General features: G+C 67.3%; 19 protein-coding genes. 6 read left to right on the forward strand and 13 right to left on the reverse strand.

Features of this window, described 5'->3' with window-relative positions; translation table 11 throughout:
• Window positions 1-5 precede the first annotated feature (5 nt).
• Window positions 6-833, reverse strand: coding sequence for a hypothetical protein (locus LJ725_RS14920; RefSeq protein ID WP_230551439.1), 828 nt, complete (start codon window positions 831-833; stop codon window positions 6-8).
• 90 nt (window positions 834-923) lie between these two features.
• Here LJ725_RS14920 and LJ725_RS14925 point away from each other — a divergent pair, with 90 nt between their 5' ends.
• Window positions 924-1,865 (forward strand): M14 family metallopeptidase, encoded by a 942-nt coding sequence (locus LJ725_RS14925; protein ID WP_230551440.1) that lies wholly within the window; start codon window positions 924-926, stop codon window positions 1,863-1,865.
• Here LJ725_RS14925 and murJ read toward each other — a convergent pair.
• The 4 genes from murJ to LJ725_RS14945 form a co-directional block, all read right to left on the reverse strand.
• Window positions 1,834-3,420, reverse strand: a complete 1,587-nt coding sequence (gene murJ, locus LJ725_RS14930) for a murein biosynthesis integral membrane protein MurJ (RefSeq protein WP_230551441.1) — start codon at window positions 3,418-3,420, stop codon at window positions 1,834-1,836. The genes LJ725_RS14925 and murJ overlap by 32 nt on opposite strands.
• A gap of 247 nt (window positions 3,421-3,667) precedes the next feature.
• Window positions 3,668-4,921, reverse strand: a complete 1,254-nt coding sequence (locus tag LJ725_RS14935) for a flavin-dependent oxidoreductase (RefSeq protein ID WP_230551442.1) — start codon at window positions 4,919-4,921, stop codon at window positions 3,668-3,670.
• Between the two features lie 9 nt (window positions 4,922-4,930).
• A complete protein-coding gene (locus LJ725_RS14940) occupies window positions 4,931-5,341 on the reverse strand; it encodes a gamma-butyrobetaine hydroxylase-like domain-containing protein (protein ID WP_230551443.1) in 411 nt (136 codons plus the stop codon).
• Window positions 5,338-5,556, reverse strand: a complete 219-nt coding sequence (locus LJ725_RS14945) for a Trm112 family protein (RefSeq protein ID WP_230551444.1) — start codon at window positions 5,554-5,556, stop codon at window positions 5,338-5,340. Before LJ725_RS14945 ends, LJ725_RS14940 begins: the two co-directional genes overlap by 4 nt.
• A gap of 147 nt (window positions 5,557-5,703) precedes the next feature.
• Here LJ725_RS14945 and LJ725_RS14950 point away from each other — a divergent pair, with 147 nt between their 5' ends.
• On the forward strand, window positions 5,704-6,618 hold the full coding sequence (locus LJ725_RS14950; RefSeq protein ID WP_230551445.1) for an aminotransferase class IV: 915 nt from the start codon (window positions 5,704-5,706) through the stop codon (window positions 6,616-6,618).
• 40 nt (window positions 6,619-6,658) lie between these two features.
• On the opposite strand, the gene LJ725_RS14955 is transcribed toward LJ725_RS14950, so the two are convergent.
• The 5 genes from LJ725_RS14955 to LJ725_RS14975 form a co-directional block, all read right to left on the reverse strand.
• Window positions 6,659-7,309, reverse strand: coding sequence for an LON peptidase substrate-binding domain-containing protein (locus tag LJ725_RS14955; RefSeq protein WP_230551704.1), 651 nt, complete (start codon window positions 7,307-7,309; stop codon window positions 6,659-6,661).
• Window positions 7,310-7,396: 87 nt separating this feature from the next.
• Window positions 7,397-8,326 carry a thioredoxin gene (gene trxA / locus LJ725_RS14960; protein ID WP_230551446.1) on the reverse strand — a complete coding sequence of 310 codons (930 nt, stop codon included), beginning with the start codon at window positions 8,324-8,326 and terminating at the stop codon, window positions 7,397-7,399.
• 220 nt (window positions 8,327-8,546) lie between these two features.
• On the reverse strand, window positions 8,547-8,882 hold the full coding sequence (locus tag LJ725_RS14965; RefSeq protein WP_230551447.1) for a DUF962 domain-containing protein: 336 nt from the start codon (window positions 8,880-8,882) through the stop codon (window positions 8,547-8,549).
• A gap of 9 nt (window positions 8,883-8,891) precedes the next feature.
• Entirely contained in the window at window positions 8,892-10,106 is a 1,215-nt protein-coding gene (locus LJ725_RS14970) for a CaiB/BaiF CoA transferase family protein (protein ID WP_230551448.1), read from the reverse strand.
• Complete coding sequence (locus LJ725_RS14975) at window positions 10,103-11,314, reverse strand: CaiB/BaiF CoA transferase family protein (RefSeq protein WP_230551449.1); 1,212 nt, start codon at window positions 11,312-11,314, stop codon at window positions 10,103-10,105. Before LJ725_RS14975 ends, LJ725_RS14970 begins: the two co-directional genes overlap by 4 nt.
• A 117-nt stretch (window positions 11,315-11,431) precedes the next feature.
• Between LJ725_RS14975 and LJ725_RS14980 the strand changes: the two genes are divergently transcribed.
• The 4 genes from LJ725_RS14980 (at window position 11,432) to LJ725_RS14995 (ending at window position 16,612) form a co-directional block, all read left to right on the forward strand.
• A complete protein-coding gene (locus tag LJ725_RS14980) occupies window positions 11,432-12,832 on the forward strand; it encodes a sulfatase-like hydrolase/transferase (RefSeq protein WP_230551450.1) in 1,401 nt (466 codons plus the stop codon).
• A gap of 13 nt (window positions 12,833-12,845) precedes the next feature.
• Window positions 12,846-13,817: a Bug family tripartite tricarboxylate transporter substrate binding protein gene (locus tag LJ725_RS14985; RefSeq protein WP_230551451.1), complete on the forward strand. Its 972-nt coding sequence runs from the start codon at window positions 12,846-12,848 to the stop codon at window positions 13,815-13,817.
• A gap of 94 nt (window positions 13,818-13,911) precedes the next feature.
• Entirely contained in the window at window positions 13,912-14,925 is a 1,014-nt protein-coding gene (locus LJ725_RS14990; protein WP_230551452.1) for an aspartate-semialdehyde dehydrogenase, read from the forward strand.
• A 256-nt stretch (window positions 14,926-15,181) separates the two neighbouring features.
• Window positions 15,182-16,612, forward strand: a complete 1,431-nt coding sequence (locus LJ725_RS14995; protein ID WP_230551453.1) for a tetratricopeptide repeat protein — start codon at window positions 15,182-15,184, stop codon at window positions 16,610-16,612.
• On the opposite strand, the gene LJ725_RS15000 is transcribed toward LJ725_RS14995, so the two are convergent.
• Genes LJ725_RS15000 through LJ725_RS15010 form a run of 3 tightly spaced genes read right to left on the reverse strand, consistent with a single transcriptional unit; the run spans window position 16,609 to window position 18,823 of the window.
• The gene (locus tag LJ725_RS15000; protein WP_230551454.1) at window positions 16,609-17,205 is read right to left on the reverse strand and encodes a TIGR04282 family arsenosugar biosynthesis glycosyltransferase; all 597 of its coding nucleotides are present in this window, start codon (window positions 17,203-17,205) and stop codon (window positions 16,609-16,611) included. The two genes, LJ725_RS14995 and LJ725_RS15000, sit on opposite strands and share 4 nt — an antisense overlap.
• Window positions 17,202-17,885: a TIGR04283 family arsenosugar biosynthesis glycosyltransferase gene (locus LJ725_RS15005; protein ID WP_230551455.1), complete on the reverse strand. Its 684-nt coding sequence runs from the start codon at window positions 17,883-17,885 to the stop codon at window positions 17,202-17,204. Before LJ725_RS15005 ends, LJ725_RS15000 begins: the two co-directional genes overlap by 4 nt.
• Window positions 17,882-18,823, reverse strand: coding sequence for a radical SAM protein (locus tag LJ725_RS15010; protein WP_230551456.1), 942 nt, complete (start codon window positions 18,821-18,823; stop codon window positions 17,882-17,884). Before LJ725_RS15010 ends, LJ725_RS15005 begins: the two co-directional genes overlap by 4 nt.
• Window positions 18,824-18,874 lie beyond the last annotated feature (51 nt).

An 18,874-nucleotide genomic window follows, 5' to 3' on the forward strand; every position in this document is an offset into this window, starting at 1 on the left:
CTCTCTTATGCAGGCTCGGGGAAGCATGCCTCGGCGACGGGCACAACGGTATCCACGAATGCCCTGGCGTCGGAATCCTGGCTTGCGAAATCCGCGCGCACCGATCCCCGCAACGGCCACCTGTCGTCTTCGTCGCGGCCAGCCTCTTCCCAGGAGAAACCGGATTTCTTCCTGATGGGATTCCAGGAGCGATAGGTGAAATGCATCGAATATCGGAACGCAGTCGCCACGGCGCTCAGCTTGACGTCACGGCTCTCCACAATGCCGGCGATTTTCTGATCGTCTGCCTCGACACCGAAGACAACCACACCTAGGTCTGGACATTCCGATAACCTCTTGCGCAAACGGCAAGCGCGGAAGAGACCGTGAGTCTCTGTGCCCTGCAGTGGCAGGCTTTCGAAGTAAATCTCCATCAGAACGCCGCGGGGATGGCGAAGCTGGAGGGTATCGATGAAGTGCAAGGCCTGTGCCGGCGCGCACTGGAAATGTCTCTCCCAGTAAGTCGTTCGCCCGGACCAATCGAGAATGGGTCCATGTTCTGCCGCTTCGAGCCGCGCTTCTTCCGAAAGGACCAGTCGCTTCCCGCGAACTGTGAGGCCGGCCAAATCGCATGCTTGCTCCACCAGCAGGTCGCCGTGGAATCCTGGGCCGATGCAAGCATCGATCAGTTTGACGTCTTCGCACTCCACGCCGAAATGGCCGCCTCTGTACCGGATGTAGAGGGAGCGTCCATCGGCTGTCTGCCCCCAGAATTGAGAGGGACAACTGCCACCGCCCTCGATCGAAATGAGATCGATGTTGAGAGGCTTGAGGTTGGGCCGGCTGAAGAACATCGAATTTGAACGACGTGGTAGAGCTTTGAGATTGGATGGGTTGAGCTTAGTGTTCAGTATCCCCTTGAGTATTACAACGGTCTCGACGCTATGCCCGACACGCCGCCGATCGAATTCGCCTTCCCCGACCTGCGCAAGTGGGAGAAGGGCGCCGCGCCCTATATCCACGTGCTGGAGAGCGGAAAGCCCGGCCCGACGGTGATGGTCGCGTCGCTGACCCACGGCAACGAAGTGTCGGGCGCGATCGTCGTCGATGCGCTGCTCGGCGCGCAGGTGAAGCCGCGCAAGGGTACCCTGATCCTGTCCTTCAACAACATCGAGGCCTATCACTCCTTCGACCCGCGCACGCCCTTCAAGTCGCGCCTTGTCGACGAGGACTTCAACCGGGTCTGGGGTCGCCTCGACCAGCCTGCGACCACCGTCGAAACCCGGCGCGCGCAGGTGCTGAAGCCGTTCGTCGAGCGTGCCGACCTGCTGCTCGACCTCCACTCGATGCACGACGATTGCGTGCCGCTGATGCTGTCGGGCCCGCTCGACAAGGGCGTGGCCTTCGCGAAGGCGATCGGCACGCCGGTCGACATCGTGCGCGACGCCGGCCACGCCGCCGGCATGCGCATGCGCGACTATGGCGGGTTCGGCGATCCCGAGAGCCCCAAGAACGCGCTGCTGATCGAGACCGGCCAGCACTGGCGCGCGTCTTCGGTCGTGGTGGCCAAGGACGTGACGGCCCGCTTCCTCGTCGAGACGGGTGTCGTGGAGGAAAGCGACCTGCCGGCCGGCTGGCGCCAGCCGACGCCTGCGACGCAGCGCGTCGTCGAGGTGACGCATGCCATTGCCACCAAGCGCGGCAACTTCACGGCGGCGCAGCGTTTCCAGGGCCAGGACGTGATCGCCAAGGCGGGTACCGTGCTGGGACACGACGACGACGAGCCGGTGACGACGCCTTACGACGATTGCGTGCTGGTCATGCCGTCGTCGAGCCGGCCGCTGCGGCCCGGCGTCACGGTTGTTCGCCTGGGTCGGCTGACCTGACGCCCGGCTGGCGGCGCATCACGTAGCGCAGCTCCGAGATCCTGATCACGCCGAGCACGGCGCCGAGCGCGCCGTAGGCGAGAGCCCCGATCGCGCAGATGCCGGCGAGGGCGAGGCCGCCCTCGATGTCCGGGCGCGACAGGGGTTTCGCCAGCCAGAGCAGGCCGAGCCACAGCACCACGCCCATGCCCGTCGTCGCGCCGGCCATGCGGATCGCACGCGAGATCAGGCGCCCATCGGGTTTCAGGTGGTCGCGGCGCCAGAGGACCGCCGCCAGCAGCGCCGCGTTCAGCCATCCCGACAGCGAGGAGGCGAGCGCGATGCCGACCTGCGCGAGGGTGGTGGCGAACAGGAAATAGACGTTGAACAGGATATTGGCGCTGATGGCCGCCAGCGCGATGTAGAGCGGCGTGCGCGTGTCCTCGCGGGCGAAGAAGCCAGGAGCCAGCGCCTTCACCATGACGAAGGCCGGCAGACCGACCGCGAAGGCGGCCAGCGCCCCGGCGGTGCGCATCGTGTCCTCGCTCGTGAACCGGCCGCGCTCGAACAGCACGCGGATGATCGGATCGGCGAGGAACCACAGGGCGACCGCGGCAGGCAGGCTGAACAGCAGGCCGAATTCGAGGGCGCGGTTCTGGTTGGTCATGGCCGACTGCGTGTTGCCGGCGCGCAGCTCGCGCGCCAGCAGCGGCAGCAGCGCCGTGCCGATGGCGATGCCGACGACGCCCAGCGGCAACTGCGCGATGCGGTCGGCGTAGTAGAGCGCCGAGATCGTGCCGACGGGCAGCAGCGACGCCCATACGACGTCGAGCACGACGCTGATCTGCTGCACGCCGCCGCCGATCGCCACCGGCGTCGCGAGCTTCACCAGGCGAGCGACGCGCGGCGTCCAGCGCGGCCGCACCAAGGCCATGCCAACCTCGTCGCGAGCGCAGGCGACCAGCAGCCAGACCCATTGCAGGACGCCCGCGATCGCCACGCCGATCGAGGCCGCATAGCCCGCGTTGGGCAGCAGCGGCGTCAGGCCCAGCACGGCGGCGATCAGCGCGAGGTTGAGCAGCACCGGGGTCGCCGCGACATGGGCGAAGCGGTCGATCCCGTTCAGCACGCCGCCGTAGAGCGAGGCGAGCGAGATGAACAGGAGATAGGGAAAGGTGATGCGGCCGAACTCGACGGCCATGGCGAAGGTCGGCAGATCGTCGCGCATCCCAGGCGCCAGCAGCGCCATCACCCAGGGCATTGCGAGGATCAGCGCCAGCGTGAACGGGATCAGCACCAGAAGCAGCGCCGCCTGCGCCTGGCGCGCGAAGGCCATCGCCTCGGCACGGCCGCCACCCTGCAGTTCGCGCGCGAACAGCGGCACGAAGGCCGCCGAGAAGGCGCCCTCGGCGAAGAGGCGTCGGAAGAAGTTCGGCAGCTTGAAGGCCACGAAGAACGCATCGGCCACCGCGCCGGAGCCGAGAACCGCCGACAGCACGATGTCGCGCACGAAGCCGACGATCCGGCTGAGCAGAGTGAAGCCCCCGACCGTGGCGATGGCCCGCGCGAGGCTCACGCCGTTCTCGCCTGTCTCCTCTCCCCCGATCGGGGGAGAGGATGGGTGAGGGGGTTACGCACGTCGATTCCCCCTTACCTAACCTCTCCCCCTCGCGGGGGAGAGGAATGGAAAAGCTGATGGGAAAGCCATAATTCTGTCATCGCACTCGGGCATAAATTCCCTCGGTAGCGGCCGGCGATGTGATGGTCGGTTTAAACCGCTGCCACGGCCGGTCCCGAGAGGGGCCGGTTTTCTTTTGTCCGGTTCACGGCGCGGCGGCGGCCAGTTTCAGGAGCGTCTCGCGGTCCTGCGTCACGAGCTTCTTGTAGTCGCCGACGATCTTCTCGAGTTCCTCTGCCGGCAGCACGCTTTCGAGATCGGTGAAGCCCTGCGGCGCGCGCTGCTCGACGATGTCGAGCATGACGTCGATGCCCTTGCGCCGGTTGCTCTCGACGATCCGCGCGGTCGGCGGGAGGCGCCTCTCCTCGTAGCGGCGCAGCGCCTTCTCGGGATCGTCGCCGACGGCCAGTTCCTGCGTGATCGCCTCGCCGTCGAGGATGGCCTGCGAGGCGCCGTTCGAACCGATCGGGTACATCGGGTGCGCGGCGTCGCCCAGCAGCGTGATGCGGCCATGGCTCCAGCGCGGCAGTGGATCGCGGTCGATCATCGGGAACTCGAGGATCGTGTGGGCGCTGCGGATCACCTCTGGCACGTCGAGCCAGCCGAAGTTCCAGTCGGCGAAGCGCGGCAGGAAGTCTTCCAGGCGGCCTGGCTTGTTCCAGTCCTCGCGCGACGGCAGCGCGCCGTCGCCCATGTAGAGATCGCAGATCCAGTTGATCAGCGCCTCGCCGCGCTCGGCATGGGCGCGGCTGATCGGATAGCAGACGAATTTCTGGTTGTGGTGGCCGGCCTGGACCATCGTGTTGCCGCCGAGATAGGGCTTGCCCACGGTAACGCCACGCCACATCAGGATGCCCTGCCACTTGGGCGGACCCTCGTCGGGGTAGAAATGCGCACGCACGGCGGAGTGGATGCCGTCTGCGCCGATCAGGAGGTCGGCCTCGGCGTTCTCGGCCGGCATGCCCTCGCGGTCGACGAAGTGTGCAGTGACCTTGCCGTGATGCTGCGCAAAGCGTGCGATGCGGCGGCCGAGGCGGATGCGGTCGGCCCCCAGCATTTCCTTGGCCGCGTTGAACAGGATCATCTGCAGTTCGCCGCGATGGATCGAGAATTGCGGCCAGGGCAGGCCGGCATGGCGCCCGCGCGGGTCGGCCCAGATCGTCTGGCCATGGCGGTTGGCGTAGCGCAGTTCGCGGGTCTCGATGGCCGTGGCGGCGAGCGCCGGTTCTAGCCCCAGGTTGCAGAGGATGCGGACGGCGCCGGCCTGGATGTTGATGCCCACGCCCAGCGGGCGCAGTTCGGACACGGCCTCGTAGACCTGCACGTCGTGACCTGCACGATGCAGGCACATCGCGGCGGTCAACCCGCCGATCCCGGCGCCGGCAATGATGATCTTCATGGTGTGGCCTCAGGTATCGCGATTGAGGCCGCGCTTCGCGAGCGCGGCCTCGTAATCCGCCCAGCGCGTGGCGTGGGTTTCGCTGAGCTCGCGCAGATAAGCCCAGCTGTAAATGCCGCTGTCGTGGCGGTCGTCGAACACGATGCGGATCGCGTAGTGACCCACCGGCTCGACCGACACGATCTTCACGTGGCGCCGGCCGGCAACGATCTTCTTCTGGTTCGGCCCGTGGCCCTGCACCTCGGCCGACGGGCTCTCGACGCGCAGATACTCGGCGGAGAGTGCGCAGGCATGGCCATCGGAGAAATCGATCTCGAGCCGGCCTTCCTCCTTGAAGACGCGCAGTTCGGTCGGCCACGGCGCCGTGGTCGCCTCGTAGTTGCCTTCGTCGGGCACGGCTTTGGCGAATTCGGCGGTCATGGCACGTCGCGGAGCTGGCGGGCCTCGCTCACCAGCATGATGGGGATGCCGTCACGGATCGGATAGGCGAGGCCGGCCTTGCGGCTGATCAGCTCACCGGCCGCGGCGTCGTATTCCAGCGTGCCGTGCGTGGCCGGGCAGACGAGGATCTCGAGCAGCTTGGGGTCGACGCCGGCCCGCCTCGGGGCGGCGGGATCGTCCGATGGAGGGCTCATCGTGCGGGGTTTCCCTGAATTCTTGGACGGGCCTTATAGCATGGAGCCCCAGACCCGCCCTAGCCCGCGGCGACCCGGACTTCTCCGGTCGTCTGTCCATTGTGGTAAGGGTCGACCCTGCAGAACCCGAAGCGACGAGGATCCGGCATGGACGTCGACAGCGAGACCGCCGCCATCAAGGGCGTGGCCTATATGGACGGGCGCTGGATGAACCTGTCGGAGGCTGCGGTCCCGATTCTCGATCGCGGCTTCGTCCGCTCCGATGCGACCTATGACGTGGCGCACGTCTGGAAGGGACGCTTCTTCCGGCTGAAGGATCATGTGGAACGCTTCCAGGCCTCGATGGCCGGTCTTCGCATGTCGCTGCCGCTCACGGGGCACCAGATCGCGGACATCATGATCGAGTGCGCCAGCCGCTCGGGTCTGCGCGATGCCTACGTGCAGGTGACGTGTACGCGCGGGATGCCGCCCGCGGGCACGCGGGACCCGCGCCTGTGCCGCAACCGCCTCTATGCCTTCGCACAGCCCTTCGTGTGGATCGCCGACGAGGCGCAACGGCGCGACGGCCTGCGCATGATCCTGTCGCGGACCCAGCGCATCCCGCCGGAGTCGCTCGACCAGAGGATCAAGAACTTCCACTGGCTCGACCTGACGATGGGGATCTTCGAGGCCTACGACCGCGATGCCACCATCGCGCTGCTGCCGGCCGCCGACGGGACGGTGACCGAGGGGCCGGGCTTCAACGTCTTCGTCGTCCGCAACGGTACGCTCGCCACGCCGGCGCGCGGCATGTTCGAGGGCATTACCCGCCGCACGGTAATGGAGATCGCCGAGGCTCTCCAGATGCGTGTCGAGGTGCGCGGCGTTCACGCGCGCGAGGTGGCCGAGGCGGACGAGATCTTCATCAGCAGCACGGCCGGCGGCATCATGCCGGTGGTGAACTACGAGGGCCGCTCCGTCCGCGACGGCCGGCCCGGCGCGCTGACCCGGCGCATCGAGGAACTCTACTGGGCACGCCACGAGGAGCCGGCGCTCTCCACGCCCGTGCCCTACGCCGACTGAACTCCCGATCGGTCGCGCCGGGCCGGTGCCCGGCCGGCGATCAGTTCTTGCGGCTGGGCGGCGTGTCCGACGGATCGCCGAAGGCGTTCATCTCCAGGAAGGCGATCAGCAGCTTGGCGCGGGCGGTGCTGTCGGACGCTTCGAGCAGCGCCTGCTTCTCGGCCGGCCCGAACGGCAGCACCATCGAAAGCGACGTGACGAGGTTGGCGTCGGCCGCCTTGTTCACCGCATCCCAGTCGGTCGAGAGCTGGCGGCCGCGGAAGAAAGCGGCGAGGGCGGCCATAAGCCGGTCGCGATCGAGATCGACGACGTCGTCGGCATGGTCGAGATCGGCGCGATAGGGCGAGAACACCGACGAGACGCGGCGATAGCCGCCCTGGGCGAGATCTAGCTCGCGCACGATATCGAAGCGGCAGACGCCGCTCAGCACCAGCATCAGCCGTCCGTCCTCGGTCTCGTTGAAGTTGGTGATGCGACCGGCGCAGCCGACCCGGTGAACCTTGGGCCTGCCGTCTTCCGACGGCAGCCCGTCGCCGGCGAAGCCCCCGGGCTGCACCGGCTGGACCATGCCGATCATGCGATGCCCGGCCAGCGCGTCGGAAATCATGGCGAGGTAGCGCGGCTCGAAGATGTTGAGCGGCAGCTTGCCGCCGGGCAGCAGCAGCACGCCCGACAGGGGAAAGATCGGCAGCGTCTCGGGTAGCTGCTCGAACGTGGGCTCGAAAGGATTGCGCCCCGGACTCGTCGACGACGGCGCGCGTTCACTCACGAGGAACCCTCACGAAAACAGGATCGTCGACAGCCGCTTGCGGCCGTCGACCGAGATGGGGTCGGTGAAGCCCAGCGCCTCGAAGAACTTGAGGAGCTGCTGGCGCGCGGCCGCCTCGTTCCAGTTGCGGTCGGCCTTGATCATCGCGAGCAGCTCGTCGACGGCTTCCTGCTTCTGGTTGGCGGCCCAATAGGCCATCGCGAGGTCGAGGCGGGTCTGGAAGTCCTTGGGATCGGCCTCGGCCTTGGCCTTCAGGTCGCCGATCGGCCCGGCTTCCTTGGCCTTCTCGGCGAGATCGATCGCGGCCTGCGCGGCCACGACGTCGGCACCGGTGCGTTCCTTGGCCGGGATCTGCTCGAGCAACTCCCGGGCCTGCTCGATGTCGCCGAGCGACACCTGGTAACGGGCGAGGCCCGCGAGCGCGACCACGTTGGTCGGCTCGACGCCCAGGATCTCGCTGTAGAGCTGCGCCGCGGTGTCCATGTCGTTCTGCGCCATCGCGGCCTTGGCCTGCTCCAGCAGCTCGGCCAGTTCCGCGGCGGCCGGATCGCCGGCGCCGCCGGAGGCCTGAACGAGGCGGCCAACGAATTCCTTCAACTGGCTCTCGGGGACAGCGCCCATGAAGCCGTCGACCGGGCGGCCGCCGAAGAAGGCATAGACGGCCGGGATCGACTGGATGCGCAGCTGCTGGGCCAGCATCTGGTTCTTGTCGATGTCGATCTTGACCAGCTTGACCGCACCCTTGGCCTCCTTGACGACCTTTTCGATCATCGGCTGGAGCGTCTTGCACGGGCCGCACCACGGCGCCCAGAAATCGACGATGACCGGGACGGTCCGCGAGGCTTCGAGCACGTCCTTGGCGAACTTCGTCTGGTCGCTGTCCTTGATCAGGTCGGCGGGGGCAGCCTGCGGCGCGGCGCCCTGCAGCATCGTTTCCATGAGTCCTCGGAGGGAATTGGGGGTGGTTCGTCCGCAATGTGGCGTCGCACCCCCCGGGAAGCAAGGGGCCAGTGGGCCGAGCAAAGCTCGGCCCGTTAGCGGCAGGACATCGCAAAGCGATGTCCGGGAGCGTCGAAGAAAGAGCGGACCCTCATGACCCCTTCGTCGCGTAAGACGCGACACCTCCCCATCTGAATGGGGGAGGTAGAGTCTACTTCGCCTAGGGCGCGCGGACCTGGTGTTTCATCAGCTCGTCACCGAGCCGGCCGGTCAGGAACAGACCGCACATCCTGTAGTCGCTGATCAGCGACCAGAACGGTGCCTCGAAGGTGGCGGGCTTGTTCTTCTCGATGAAGAAGTGGCCGAACCAGGCCGGTCCGTAGCCGAACACGGGGACGCCCAGCAGCCACCACCAGTTCTGCGTGACGACGGCCCAGATCAGCAGCGCGGCCGACGCGATGGTCCCGACATAGTGGACCGCCCGCGTGGACGGCTTGGCGTGCTCGCGCAGGTAGAAGGGCCAGAATTCGGCGTAGGTCCGGAAGCGGGAGGCCATGTGTGGAGCCTACCCCAAAGCGCCGGCCTTTTTGAGGGCCTCGATCTCGCTTTCGCTGAAACCGGTCTCGCGCAGCACCTCGTCATTGTGCTGGCCCACCTCGGGCGGCGGTCCCGCCTTGCGTGGCTTCGCGAAGCCCAGCCGGATGGGCGTATTCACGGTGCGCGGGATCGCGGGATTGTCGGTGTCGGCGAAGATGCCGGCATGTTCGGCCTGCTCGTCGCCGATCACGTCGGCCAGGCGGCCGATCACGCCGAAGGGGATGCCGGTGCCCGACAGCAGCTTCTCCCAGTCCGCATAGGAGCGGCCGGCGAAGACCGGCGCCAGCAGATCGTGCAGTTCCTGCGCGTGGGCGCGACGCTCCGGCCGTCCCGTGAAGCGCGGATCGGCCATCAGGTCGGGCCGGCCGATGAGGTTGCAGAACGTCTCCCATAGCCGGTCGTCGCGGACCATCAGCAGCTGCAGCCAGCGATCGTCCTTCGTGCGGTAGAGGTTGGTCAGCGCGTTGCGTGGTCTGTCGGGCGGCGGGCGCACCGGCAGCTCCGCGCCGACCAGTGCGCCGGCAGCCGTCGTGCCGTTGGCCCACACGCCGTTGGCGTAGAGCGAGGTGCCGACCCAGCCGCCCTTGCCGGTCTGGTCACGTCGCCGCAGCCCCATCAGGATCGCAGCGACCAGCGTCATCGCAGTGGCGCGGTCGCCCTGCGCCGGCAGGGAGACGCCCGGCGGCCCGCCGTCGTAGCGCGCCGCATCGAGGATGCCGGAGCGGCCGAAATAGGCGGTGATGTCGAAGCCCGGCCGGTCGCGGTCGGGGCCGCTCTCGCCGTAGCCGGTGAGCGAGCAGTAGATGAGGCGCGGGTTGATCGGCTCGATGTCTTCCCAGCGCAGCTTCAATCGCTCGCGCGCCGGCGGCGGGAAGTTCACGATCATCACGTCGGCGCGCTTCAGCAGCCGCTCGAGGATCGTGCGGGCGCCCTCGGTCTTGAGGTCGAGCGCCAGCGAGCGCTTGTGGCGCCCGTCGAGCTGCCACGGGAAGTTCCGGTCGCTCTGCGGATAGCTGGCGTTGCGGAAGCTGTTGCGATGCGGATCGCCGTCGACCGGAGGTTCGATCTTGATGACGTCGGCGCCGTAGTCGCCCAGCGCCGCTGCCGCCGCGGGCGCGGCGATGAAAGAGCTGACGTCGAGGACGGTGAGGCCGGCGAGCGGTAACGGCTCTTCGGGTGTCATCGAAGGGCGCCACTCGCCTTGAGGGAAGCGACTTCCTCCGCACTCACGCCGGCCTCGCGCAGCACTTCCTCGCCATGCTCGCCCAGCGCCGGGGCGGGGTGCGCCACGCGCGGCGTGGCGAAGCCCAGTCGGATGGGGTCGGCCAGGGTGCGCGGCATGTCGGGAATGGCCGTCTCGACCACGGCGCCGCAGGCCACCGCTTGTTCATCGTCCGGCACGTCCTGCGGCCGGCTGATCACGCCGAAGGTGACGCTGTGCGCCGCCAGCGCCTCGCGCCAGTGCTCGTAGGGGCGGGTGGCGAAGGTGTCGCTGAGGATACCGGCGAGTTCGCCCGCGCGGGCGCGGCGCTCGGGCTCGGTGGCGAAGCGCGGATCCTCGATCAGCGCTTCCAGCCCCATCGCGCGGCAGAGCGGCGCCCACAATTTGTCGGCGCGCACGATGGTGAGCTGCAGCCAGCGGTCGTCGGCGGTGCGATAGATGTTGCCCAGCGCCGAGCGCGGGCGGTCGGGCGGCGGCCGGTGCGGCAGGAAGGCGCCGACGAGGGCTGCCTGGGCGATCACGCCGCACGACCACAGGCCGTTGCCGAGCAGCGACGTGCCGACCCACGAGCCTTCGCCCGTCTTCATGCGGTGCATCAGCGCCATCAGGATCGCCGACACCAGCGACATCGCCGTGGCGCGGTCGCCCTGCGCCGGCCCGGGCACGCCCGGCGGTCCGCCTTCGTAGCGCTGCGCATCGAGGAGCCCTGAGCGGGCGAAGTAGGCGGTGGCGTCGAAGCCCGGCCGGTCGCGGTCGGGACCGCTTTCGCCGTAGCCGGTGAGGGACGCGTAGATGAGCTTCGGATTGACCTTCTTCACATCCTCGTACGCCAGTCTCAGCTTGTCGCGTACCGGCGGCGGGAAGTTGCAGATCAGGATGTCGGAGACCGCGATCAGCCGGTCCAGCGCCGCGCGCGCGTCGGCCTGCTTGAGATCGAGCACGATGGAGCGCTTGTTCCGCGAATCCATCTGCCAGGGATAGTTGACCTCGCTTTTCGGATAGTTCGACGAATCGTGCATGATCCGCCGGTTGGGATCGCCTTCCGGTCCCTCGACCTTGATGACGTCGGCGCCCCAGTCGCCCAGCACGACGGCGGCGGCCGGCGCGGCGATGAACGAGCTGATGTCCAATACACGCAATCCCGCCAGCGGCAGGCCAGTCTCGGTCATGGATTCTCCCTTTCGCGCCCGATATGGGCGCGGGGCTCTGGTCTCCGTCAACAGGGCTCGCTAGCCTGATTTCGGCACGCGGTGTGCTTGCCGGAAATCAAGAGCGGGGACCCCATCGTGGCAAAGAAGCGTAAGCCCAATTTTCTGGTCGTGCTGATCGACGACCTCCGGTTCGACGAGCTGGGGATCTGCGGCCATCCCTACATGAAGACGCCGCACATCGACCGGATCGGCCACGAAGGCGCGATGTTCACCTCGGCGTTCCACACCACGCCGCTCTGCTCGCCCAACCGCGCCTCGATCCTGACCGGTCAGTATGCCAGCCGCCACGGCATCATCGACAACGTGGCGCGCGACGCCCACAGCCATCGCCTGCCGAACTACCATGTGATCCTGCAGCGCCTGGGCTACGAGACTGCCCATATCGGCAAGTGGCACATGGGCAACTCCGGCGGGCCGCGGCCGGGCTACGACAAGTGGGTGAGCTTTCCGGGTCATGGCTCGATCATCGACCCGGTGCTGAACATCGACGGCAAGGAAAAGAAGTACGAAGGCTACATTACCGATCTGCTGAATGGGCATGCGGTCGATTTCCTGAAGAAGAAGCGCGACAAGCCCTTCGCGCTGTTCTTCGCCCACAAGGCCGTCCATCCCGACGCCTTCCAGGCGGCGGACGGCACGATCGACTTTACCGACGGCGGCTACCGTCCGGCGCCGCGCCATGCCGATCTCTACAAGGGAGAGCACTTCCCGCGCCGGCCGAATGCATTGCCGGCGTCGGAGGTGGTGAAGGACAAGCCGGCCTGGACGGAAGCCCACGCGATGCGCGTCAACGAGGCGTCGCGCAAGGTGCTGGATGGAATCCTGGCCGGCACCGACGAGGAGATCCGGCTGCGCGCCGCCATGATGGCCTCCGTCGACGAGGGCATGGGCGACATCCTCAAGGTGCTCGAGGAGAAGGGCGAGCTCGACAACACCTTCATCCTGTTCCTGGGCGACAACGGCTACTTCTTCGGCGAGCACGGGCTGGGGCCCGAGCGGCGCTTCGCCTACGAGGAAGGCATCAAGTCACCGTTCCTCATCCGCTATCCGGCGTGGTTCAAGCCGGGCACGGTGAACGACGAACTCGTGCTGGCGCTCGACATAGCGCCGACCCTGGTCGACCTTGCGGGCGGCAAGGCGGCCGACTTCAAGACGATGCAGGGCCAGTCGCTGAAGCCCTTGGCAAAGGGGGCCAAGCCTAAGGGCTGGCGCACCTCGTTCATGTGCGAATACTTCAGCGAGAACGCCATGCCGTGGCTCGTCGGCATGAGCTACAAGGCGATCCGCACCAAGCGTCACAAGTACATCCACTGGACGCAGAAGTCGCTCGATGGCGTCGCGTGCGATGAACTCTACGATCTCAAGAGCGATCCCTACGAAATGAAAAACCTGATCGGCAAGCGATCGGAGAAGGGGCTGGTCGCGCGCCTGCGCAAGCAGCTCGCTTCCCTGGTCGCGAAATCGGTTGGCCTCTAGGAGACTGAAAGCCATGGTCCTGACGAAGAGAAACCTGCTGGCGGCCGGACTGGCCGTCGTCTCGACGAGGAGCATGGCGCAGGCCTGGCCGACCAAGCCGATCCGCATGATCGTGCCGCTGGCGCCCGGCGCCACGGCCGACATCGTCGCGCGCGTCTTCGCCGAGGAGCTGGGCAAGTCGCTGGGACAGACCGTCGTGGTCGACAACAAGACCGGCGCCGGCGGGACGATCGCCACCGCGGAGCTGGCCCGCGCCCCGGCCGATGGCTACACGATGGGCCTGGTCTCGCAGGGCACGATGGTGTTCAACATCGGCCTCTACAAGACTCCGGGCTACGATCCACTGAAGGACCTCGCGATGGTCGCCGTGACCGGCGGGGTCTCCAACGTTCTGATCGTTTCACCCGACAATCCGGCCAGAACCGTAGCCGACCTGCTGGCGCAGGCCCGCGCCAAGCCTGGCGAGCTCACCTACTCGTCGGGCGGTGTCGGCACCAGCCACCATATGTCCGGTGTGCTGCTGGAGTTGCGGACCGGCGTGAAGCTGCAGCACGTGCCCTATCGCGCGACGCCGGCCGGCATCCAGGCCGTCGCCAACGGCGAGGTGGCGATGGGCCTCTTCAACACGCCGACGGTCATCGGCCTGATCAAGGGCGGCAAGCTCAAGGCACTGGCCGTGACCAGCGAACAGCGCTCCAACCTCCTGCCCGACGCACCGACAATGATCGAGGCCGGGGTCAAGGAATACGTCGTGAACACCTGGATGGGCTTCGCCGTCCCGGCCGGCGTGCCCGAGCCGGTGGTCACGCGTCTCAATGCCGAGATCAACCGCATCGGCCAGTTGCCGCAGGTACGCGAGAAGATGATGGGACAGGGCATCGAAATGCTGCCCCCGGTCACCCCGGCGGCGGCGCAGAAGCTGGTCGCCGCCGACCTCGCTTTGTGGCTGCCCATCATCAAGGCGTCCGGCGCGACGGCCGACTAGGGGCTGCCGGCCCCATTCTTGCCAAAGCGGGGCCGTGCGCGTATCTCCCCCTGTCCTTCAATCAGGGGTGCGCGCACGCTAGGCGCATATGGTCATGGGCTACAGAGTCGCCGTCGTCGGCGCGACCGGCAATGTCGGTCGCGAAATGTTGCAGATCCTGGCCGAGAGGAATTTCCCGGCCGATGAGGTCGTGGCACTTGCCTCCTCCCGTTCGGTCGGCCTGAAGGCCTCGTTCGGCGACAAGTCGATTCTGAAGGTCCAGGATCTCGCCAAGTTCGACTTCAAGGGCATCGACATCGTGCTGAGTTCGCCCGGCGCCAAGGTGTCGGCCGAGCACAGCCCGCGCGCCGCCAAGGCCGGCGCCGTGGTGATCGACAACACGTCCTACTGGCGCATGGACCCGGACGTCCCGCTGGTTGTCCCTGAGGTCAATCCGCAGGCGATCGCCGGCTACAAGGGCCGCGGCATCATCGCCAACCCGAACTGCTCGACCATCCAGATGGTCGTCGCATTGAAGCCGATCCACGACGCGGCCGGCATCAAGCGCGTCGTCGTGTCGACCTATCAGTCGACCTCCGGCGCCGGCAAGGAAGCGATGGACGAGCTGGTCAACCAGACCAAGAGCTTCTTCGTCAACCAGACGCTCGACCCGGTGAAGTTCACCAAGAACATCGCCTTCAACGTCATTCCCCAGATCGACGTCTTCATGGATGACGGCTCGACCAAGGAAGAGTGGAAGATGGTGGTCGAGACCAAGAAGATCCTCGACCCCAGGATCAAGGTCCACGCGACCTGCGTGCGTGTACCGACCTTCGTCGGCCATGCCGAGGCGGTGAACCTCGAACTCGAGCGACCGCTCGACGACGAAGAGGCGCGGCGCATCCTGGCTGCGGCGCCCGGCGTCCTGGTGGTCGACCAGCGCGAGCCCGGCGGCTACGTGACGCCGAAGGAAGTCACCGGCCAGGACGGCGTGTTCGTGAGCCGCATCCGCTCCGATCCCACGGTCGAGAACGGACTGGCGATGTGGGTGGTCAGCGACAACCTGCGCAAGGGCGCGGCGCTGAACGCCGTGCAGATCGCCGAGGAATTGATCAAGAGCTACGTCTGAAACCCCGTCGTCTCGAACGACGCGAGCGTCAGCGAGGAAGTGGAGAGACCTTTTTTCTCGATTTGACGGCTCCAGGTCCGAGAATGGTCTCTCTCCACTCCGCACCGTCGGTGCTCCGGTCGAGACGACGAATGACATGATGAGTGTGCCGAATGGCGCGGGCCGGACAGTCCGCGTCATTTCCCTTTGAGGACGGGTGCTTGTGACGTCTGCCTGAGGTAGACTGCGAACTCCGCATCGATCCCAAGCGAGTTTCGTGAACGACACGCCCACCTTCCATCCGACGAAGCGGGAATCGGCGGCCTCAAGCGCGCCGACGCCGTTGTTCGGCAGTGCGGCCGACAGCTTCGTGCAGCAGTTGCGCCTCGCGTCGCAGGCCCACCGCGCCGGCCGGCTCGACGAGGCGATCGCGTCCTATATGCGCCTTCTGTCGGTGAAGCCCGATCACGCCGAGCTGCACAACAATCTCGGCGTCGCGCTGCGCCTCGCGGGCAAGCTCGAAGCGTCGGTGTCGCATCATCGCCTGTCGCTGGCCGCCGATCCCGCCAACCCCGCCCTGCATTCCAACCTCGGCAATGCGCTGCGCGCCGCGCACCAGTTCGACGAGGCGGTGAAGCATCATTACCGGTCGATCGCGCTCAGCCGCGACTATGCCGAGGGTTTCTTCAATCTCGCGCTCTGCCTGCGCGATCTCGGTCGCCTCGACGAGGCCATCGGCTGCTTCAGCCGGGCGCTGACTCTCAATCCCGACGGCCGTCGTATGCGGGTAGAGTTCGCCATCGCACTGCTGATGCGCGGCGATCTGGCGGAGGGGTTCGCGGCCTACGAGACGCGCAAGCGCCTTCCCGAGACGCCCTCTCCCGAATTCGAGCAGCCGGCCTGGGACGGCGGGCCGCTCGAGGGCAAGCGCATCCTGCTCTACCCCGAACAGGGTCTCAGCGACGCGCTGCTGTTCGTGCGCTTCGCCCGCGAGCTGAAGCGACGCGGCGCCACGGTGATCGTGCTCTGCCAGGCGCTGCTGAAGGAATTGCTGCGCGCCGTCGATTTCGTCGACGAGGTCGTGGCCGAGGGCGAGAAGCTGCCGGCCTTCGACGTGCATGCCTCGCTGGTGTCCCTGCCGCACCTCTGCCGGCCGGACTTCGCGGCCCTGTCGACGGAACCGCCCTATCTTCGTGCGCCGGACGAAAGCCGCATCAAGCTCGGCCATGTCGGCGGGGCCAAACTGCGCATCGGCCTCTACTGGGCGGCGATGCCCGGCCAGACCCAGGACCGGCAGCGCTCGGTCCCGTTCCCGCAACTGCTGGCGCTCTCGGGCGATCCGGAACTGCTGATCTTCAGTCTGCAGGGCGGCGTGCATCAGAAGGACATTCAGACCTTCGGCGCGGGCGGGCTGGTGCACGATGTCGGCCGCGGCATCTTCGATTTCGCCGAGGCCGCGACGGCGCTCTCGCAGCTCGACCTTCTGGTATCGATCGACGCACCGGTCGCCCATCTCGCCGCCGCAATGGGCGTGAAGACCTGGGTGCTGCTGCCGGCCGCCGCGGACTGGCGCTGGCAGCTCGGCGGTGCCGGTGCGCCCTGGTATCCATCGGCTCGTCTCTTCCGGCAGAGCGTACCGGGAGACTGGAGCGACGTGCTGGCCGCCGTGCGGCGCGAACTCGACACCTTGAAGAAACAGGCCGCCTAGAGCGTAGTCCGTCGCAGCGCCTCGACGTCGTCGACATCGTCGAGCGTGTCGGCCAACGCGGTCGTGACATGCCAAGGGATGCTGGCCAGCGTGTCGGCCAGCACCGTCGCCGTCGACCAAGGCACCTCGTCGAACAGCGTACGCGGCAAGGGCCGCAAGCGTTTCGCGCCCATCAGCCAGAAGCCGCCGTCGCGCGCCGGTCCGAAGACGAGATCGTGCGTGCCCAGCAGCGCGAAGGCGCGCGCCACGTGGCAGGGGCGCATCGCCGGGATGTCGCTGCCGACCAGCACGACGGGGCCGGGCGGTAGGATCTCGAACGGACGCTTCATGCGGTGGCCGAGATCGCCCCGGCGCTGTGGCCGCCGGCGCGCGATCGGCACGAGGCGCCATGCCTGATGCCGGAGCGCGGTGTCGGGTGTGACGAACATCCAGACCGTCCAGCGCGGGTCGCGCGTCAGGCGCTCGATCTGTGCCGTCAGGATGCGGCGATAGAAGCGGGCCGCTTCCATCGTCCCGATCTCCCCAGCGAGGCGGCGCTTCACGCGACCGGCCTGTGGGGCGCGGGCGAAGATCACGAGATGGCGTTTCCTCATCCGTAGAGCCTGCGCAGGAAGTCCGGCGAGACGCCGGCTAAGTACAGCGCGAGGCAGCCCAGGTTGCGCAGCGGCCGGGCGAGCCAGCCGTCGCGCTCGTAGCGCGCGGCCGACGTGACCGCATCGGCATCGAGCGCCACCAGATTGCGACGGCCGATGCGGCGCACGAGATCGACGTCCTCCATCAGCGGCATGGGGCGGAAGCCGCCGAGACGTTTGTAAAAGGGGCGCGCGATCAACAGGCCCTGGTCCCCGTAGGGCAGGCCGAAGGTGCGGCAGCGCCAGGCGGCGAGGCTCTCGACCCGTCGCGCGCGCGGATCGGCGGTATCGAAGCGCAGCCGGAAGTAGCCGGCCTTGTCGTGGTTGGCGGGGGACGAGATGAAGTTCGCGACGACCTCGCCTGCGCCCGGATCGAGCCGCGTGTCGGCATGCAGGAACAGCAGCCACGCCGCATCGCCGGTTGCGGCACCGACGCCCAGTTGTCCGCCGCGTCCCGGTGGTGCGGTCACGATACGGGCGCCGGCGTTCCGGGCGAGCGACACCGTGCCGTCTTCGGATCCGCCATCGCAGACCGTGGTCGAGATCGGGATGCCGGGAGGAGAGGGGAGCGCAGCGAGCGTCTGGCTGAGCGTACGGCCGGCGTTGAGCGTCGGGATGATGATGTCGAGGGTCGTCGTCACGCGCTGCAGGCGGCCCCGCCCAGCACGCAGAACTTGGCGCAATGGGGGTGGTTGAGACGTACCGCTCCGACACTCTCGGCCAGCGTCCCGCCCAGTTCGAACTGCGGATCGTAGGGCAGCAGCGTACAGGCCACGACGGCGGGCCGTTCCGCGCCCTTGCGCTTCACCACCATGCGAGCCGAGGCGCACATCACGCTGTCGGGCGACTTCTTCAGGATGCCCCAACAGGCCGTCGTTATCTCGGGCACGTCGACGGTCGGGTCCATCTCCGGGAACAGGACCAGCGTGGCCGCATCCTGCGCGTCGATGGGAACACCCAGGCGCGCGAACAGCCGCGCGTAGCCGGCGCGCACCTCGTCGTCGGTCTCGTTCGAGAAGTGGCGGCCGGCGACATGGACGTCGAAGCCGGCTTCGGCGAGCCAGACGAGGCCGTCGATCGTCGGCTTCCAGCTTCGCAGGCCGCGCTCCTCCTCGTGCAGCGATCGTTCGTGGTGATCGACGGACACCCGGATCGTCAGGCTGCTGCGTCCGTGACGGGCCAGCAGATCGAGCAGGGCCGGCTTCATCTTGTGCATTGGCTTCATGGCGTTGGTCAGCACCATGGCCTTGAGGCCACGCGACAGCACCTCGTCGAGCATCGCCGGCAGCTCGGGGTTCATGAAGGGTTCGCCGCCGGTGAAGCCGATCAGCTTCGTGGCGTGGCCGTCGCGCTCAATCTCTTCTAGATAGCCCGTGACCTCGGCCGCCGTCAGGTAGACCAGCCGATCGTTGCGCGGAGAGGATTCGATGTAGCAGTTGCGGCAGGTGAGGTTGCAGAGCGTGCCGGTGTTGAACCACAGCGTCTCGAGAGACTTAAGCGCCACGTGCGCGCGTGGCTCGCCCTTCGCCGTGGTCCGGGCGTCCTTGAATTTCGCAGGATCCAGCAAGACCGGCAGCATCGATTGAAACCTGTACGCACGTCGACGAGCGAGCCTAGCACAGTTCGTGCA

The sequence above is a fragment of the Reyranella aquatilis genome (assembly GCF_020880995.1).
Lineage (GTDB): Bacteria > Pseudomonadota > Alphaproteobacteria > Reyranellales > Reyranellaceae > Reyranella > Reyranella aquatilis.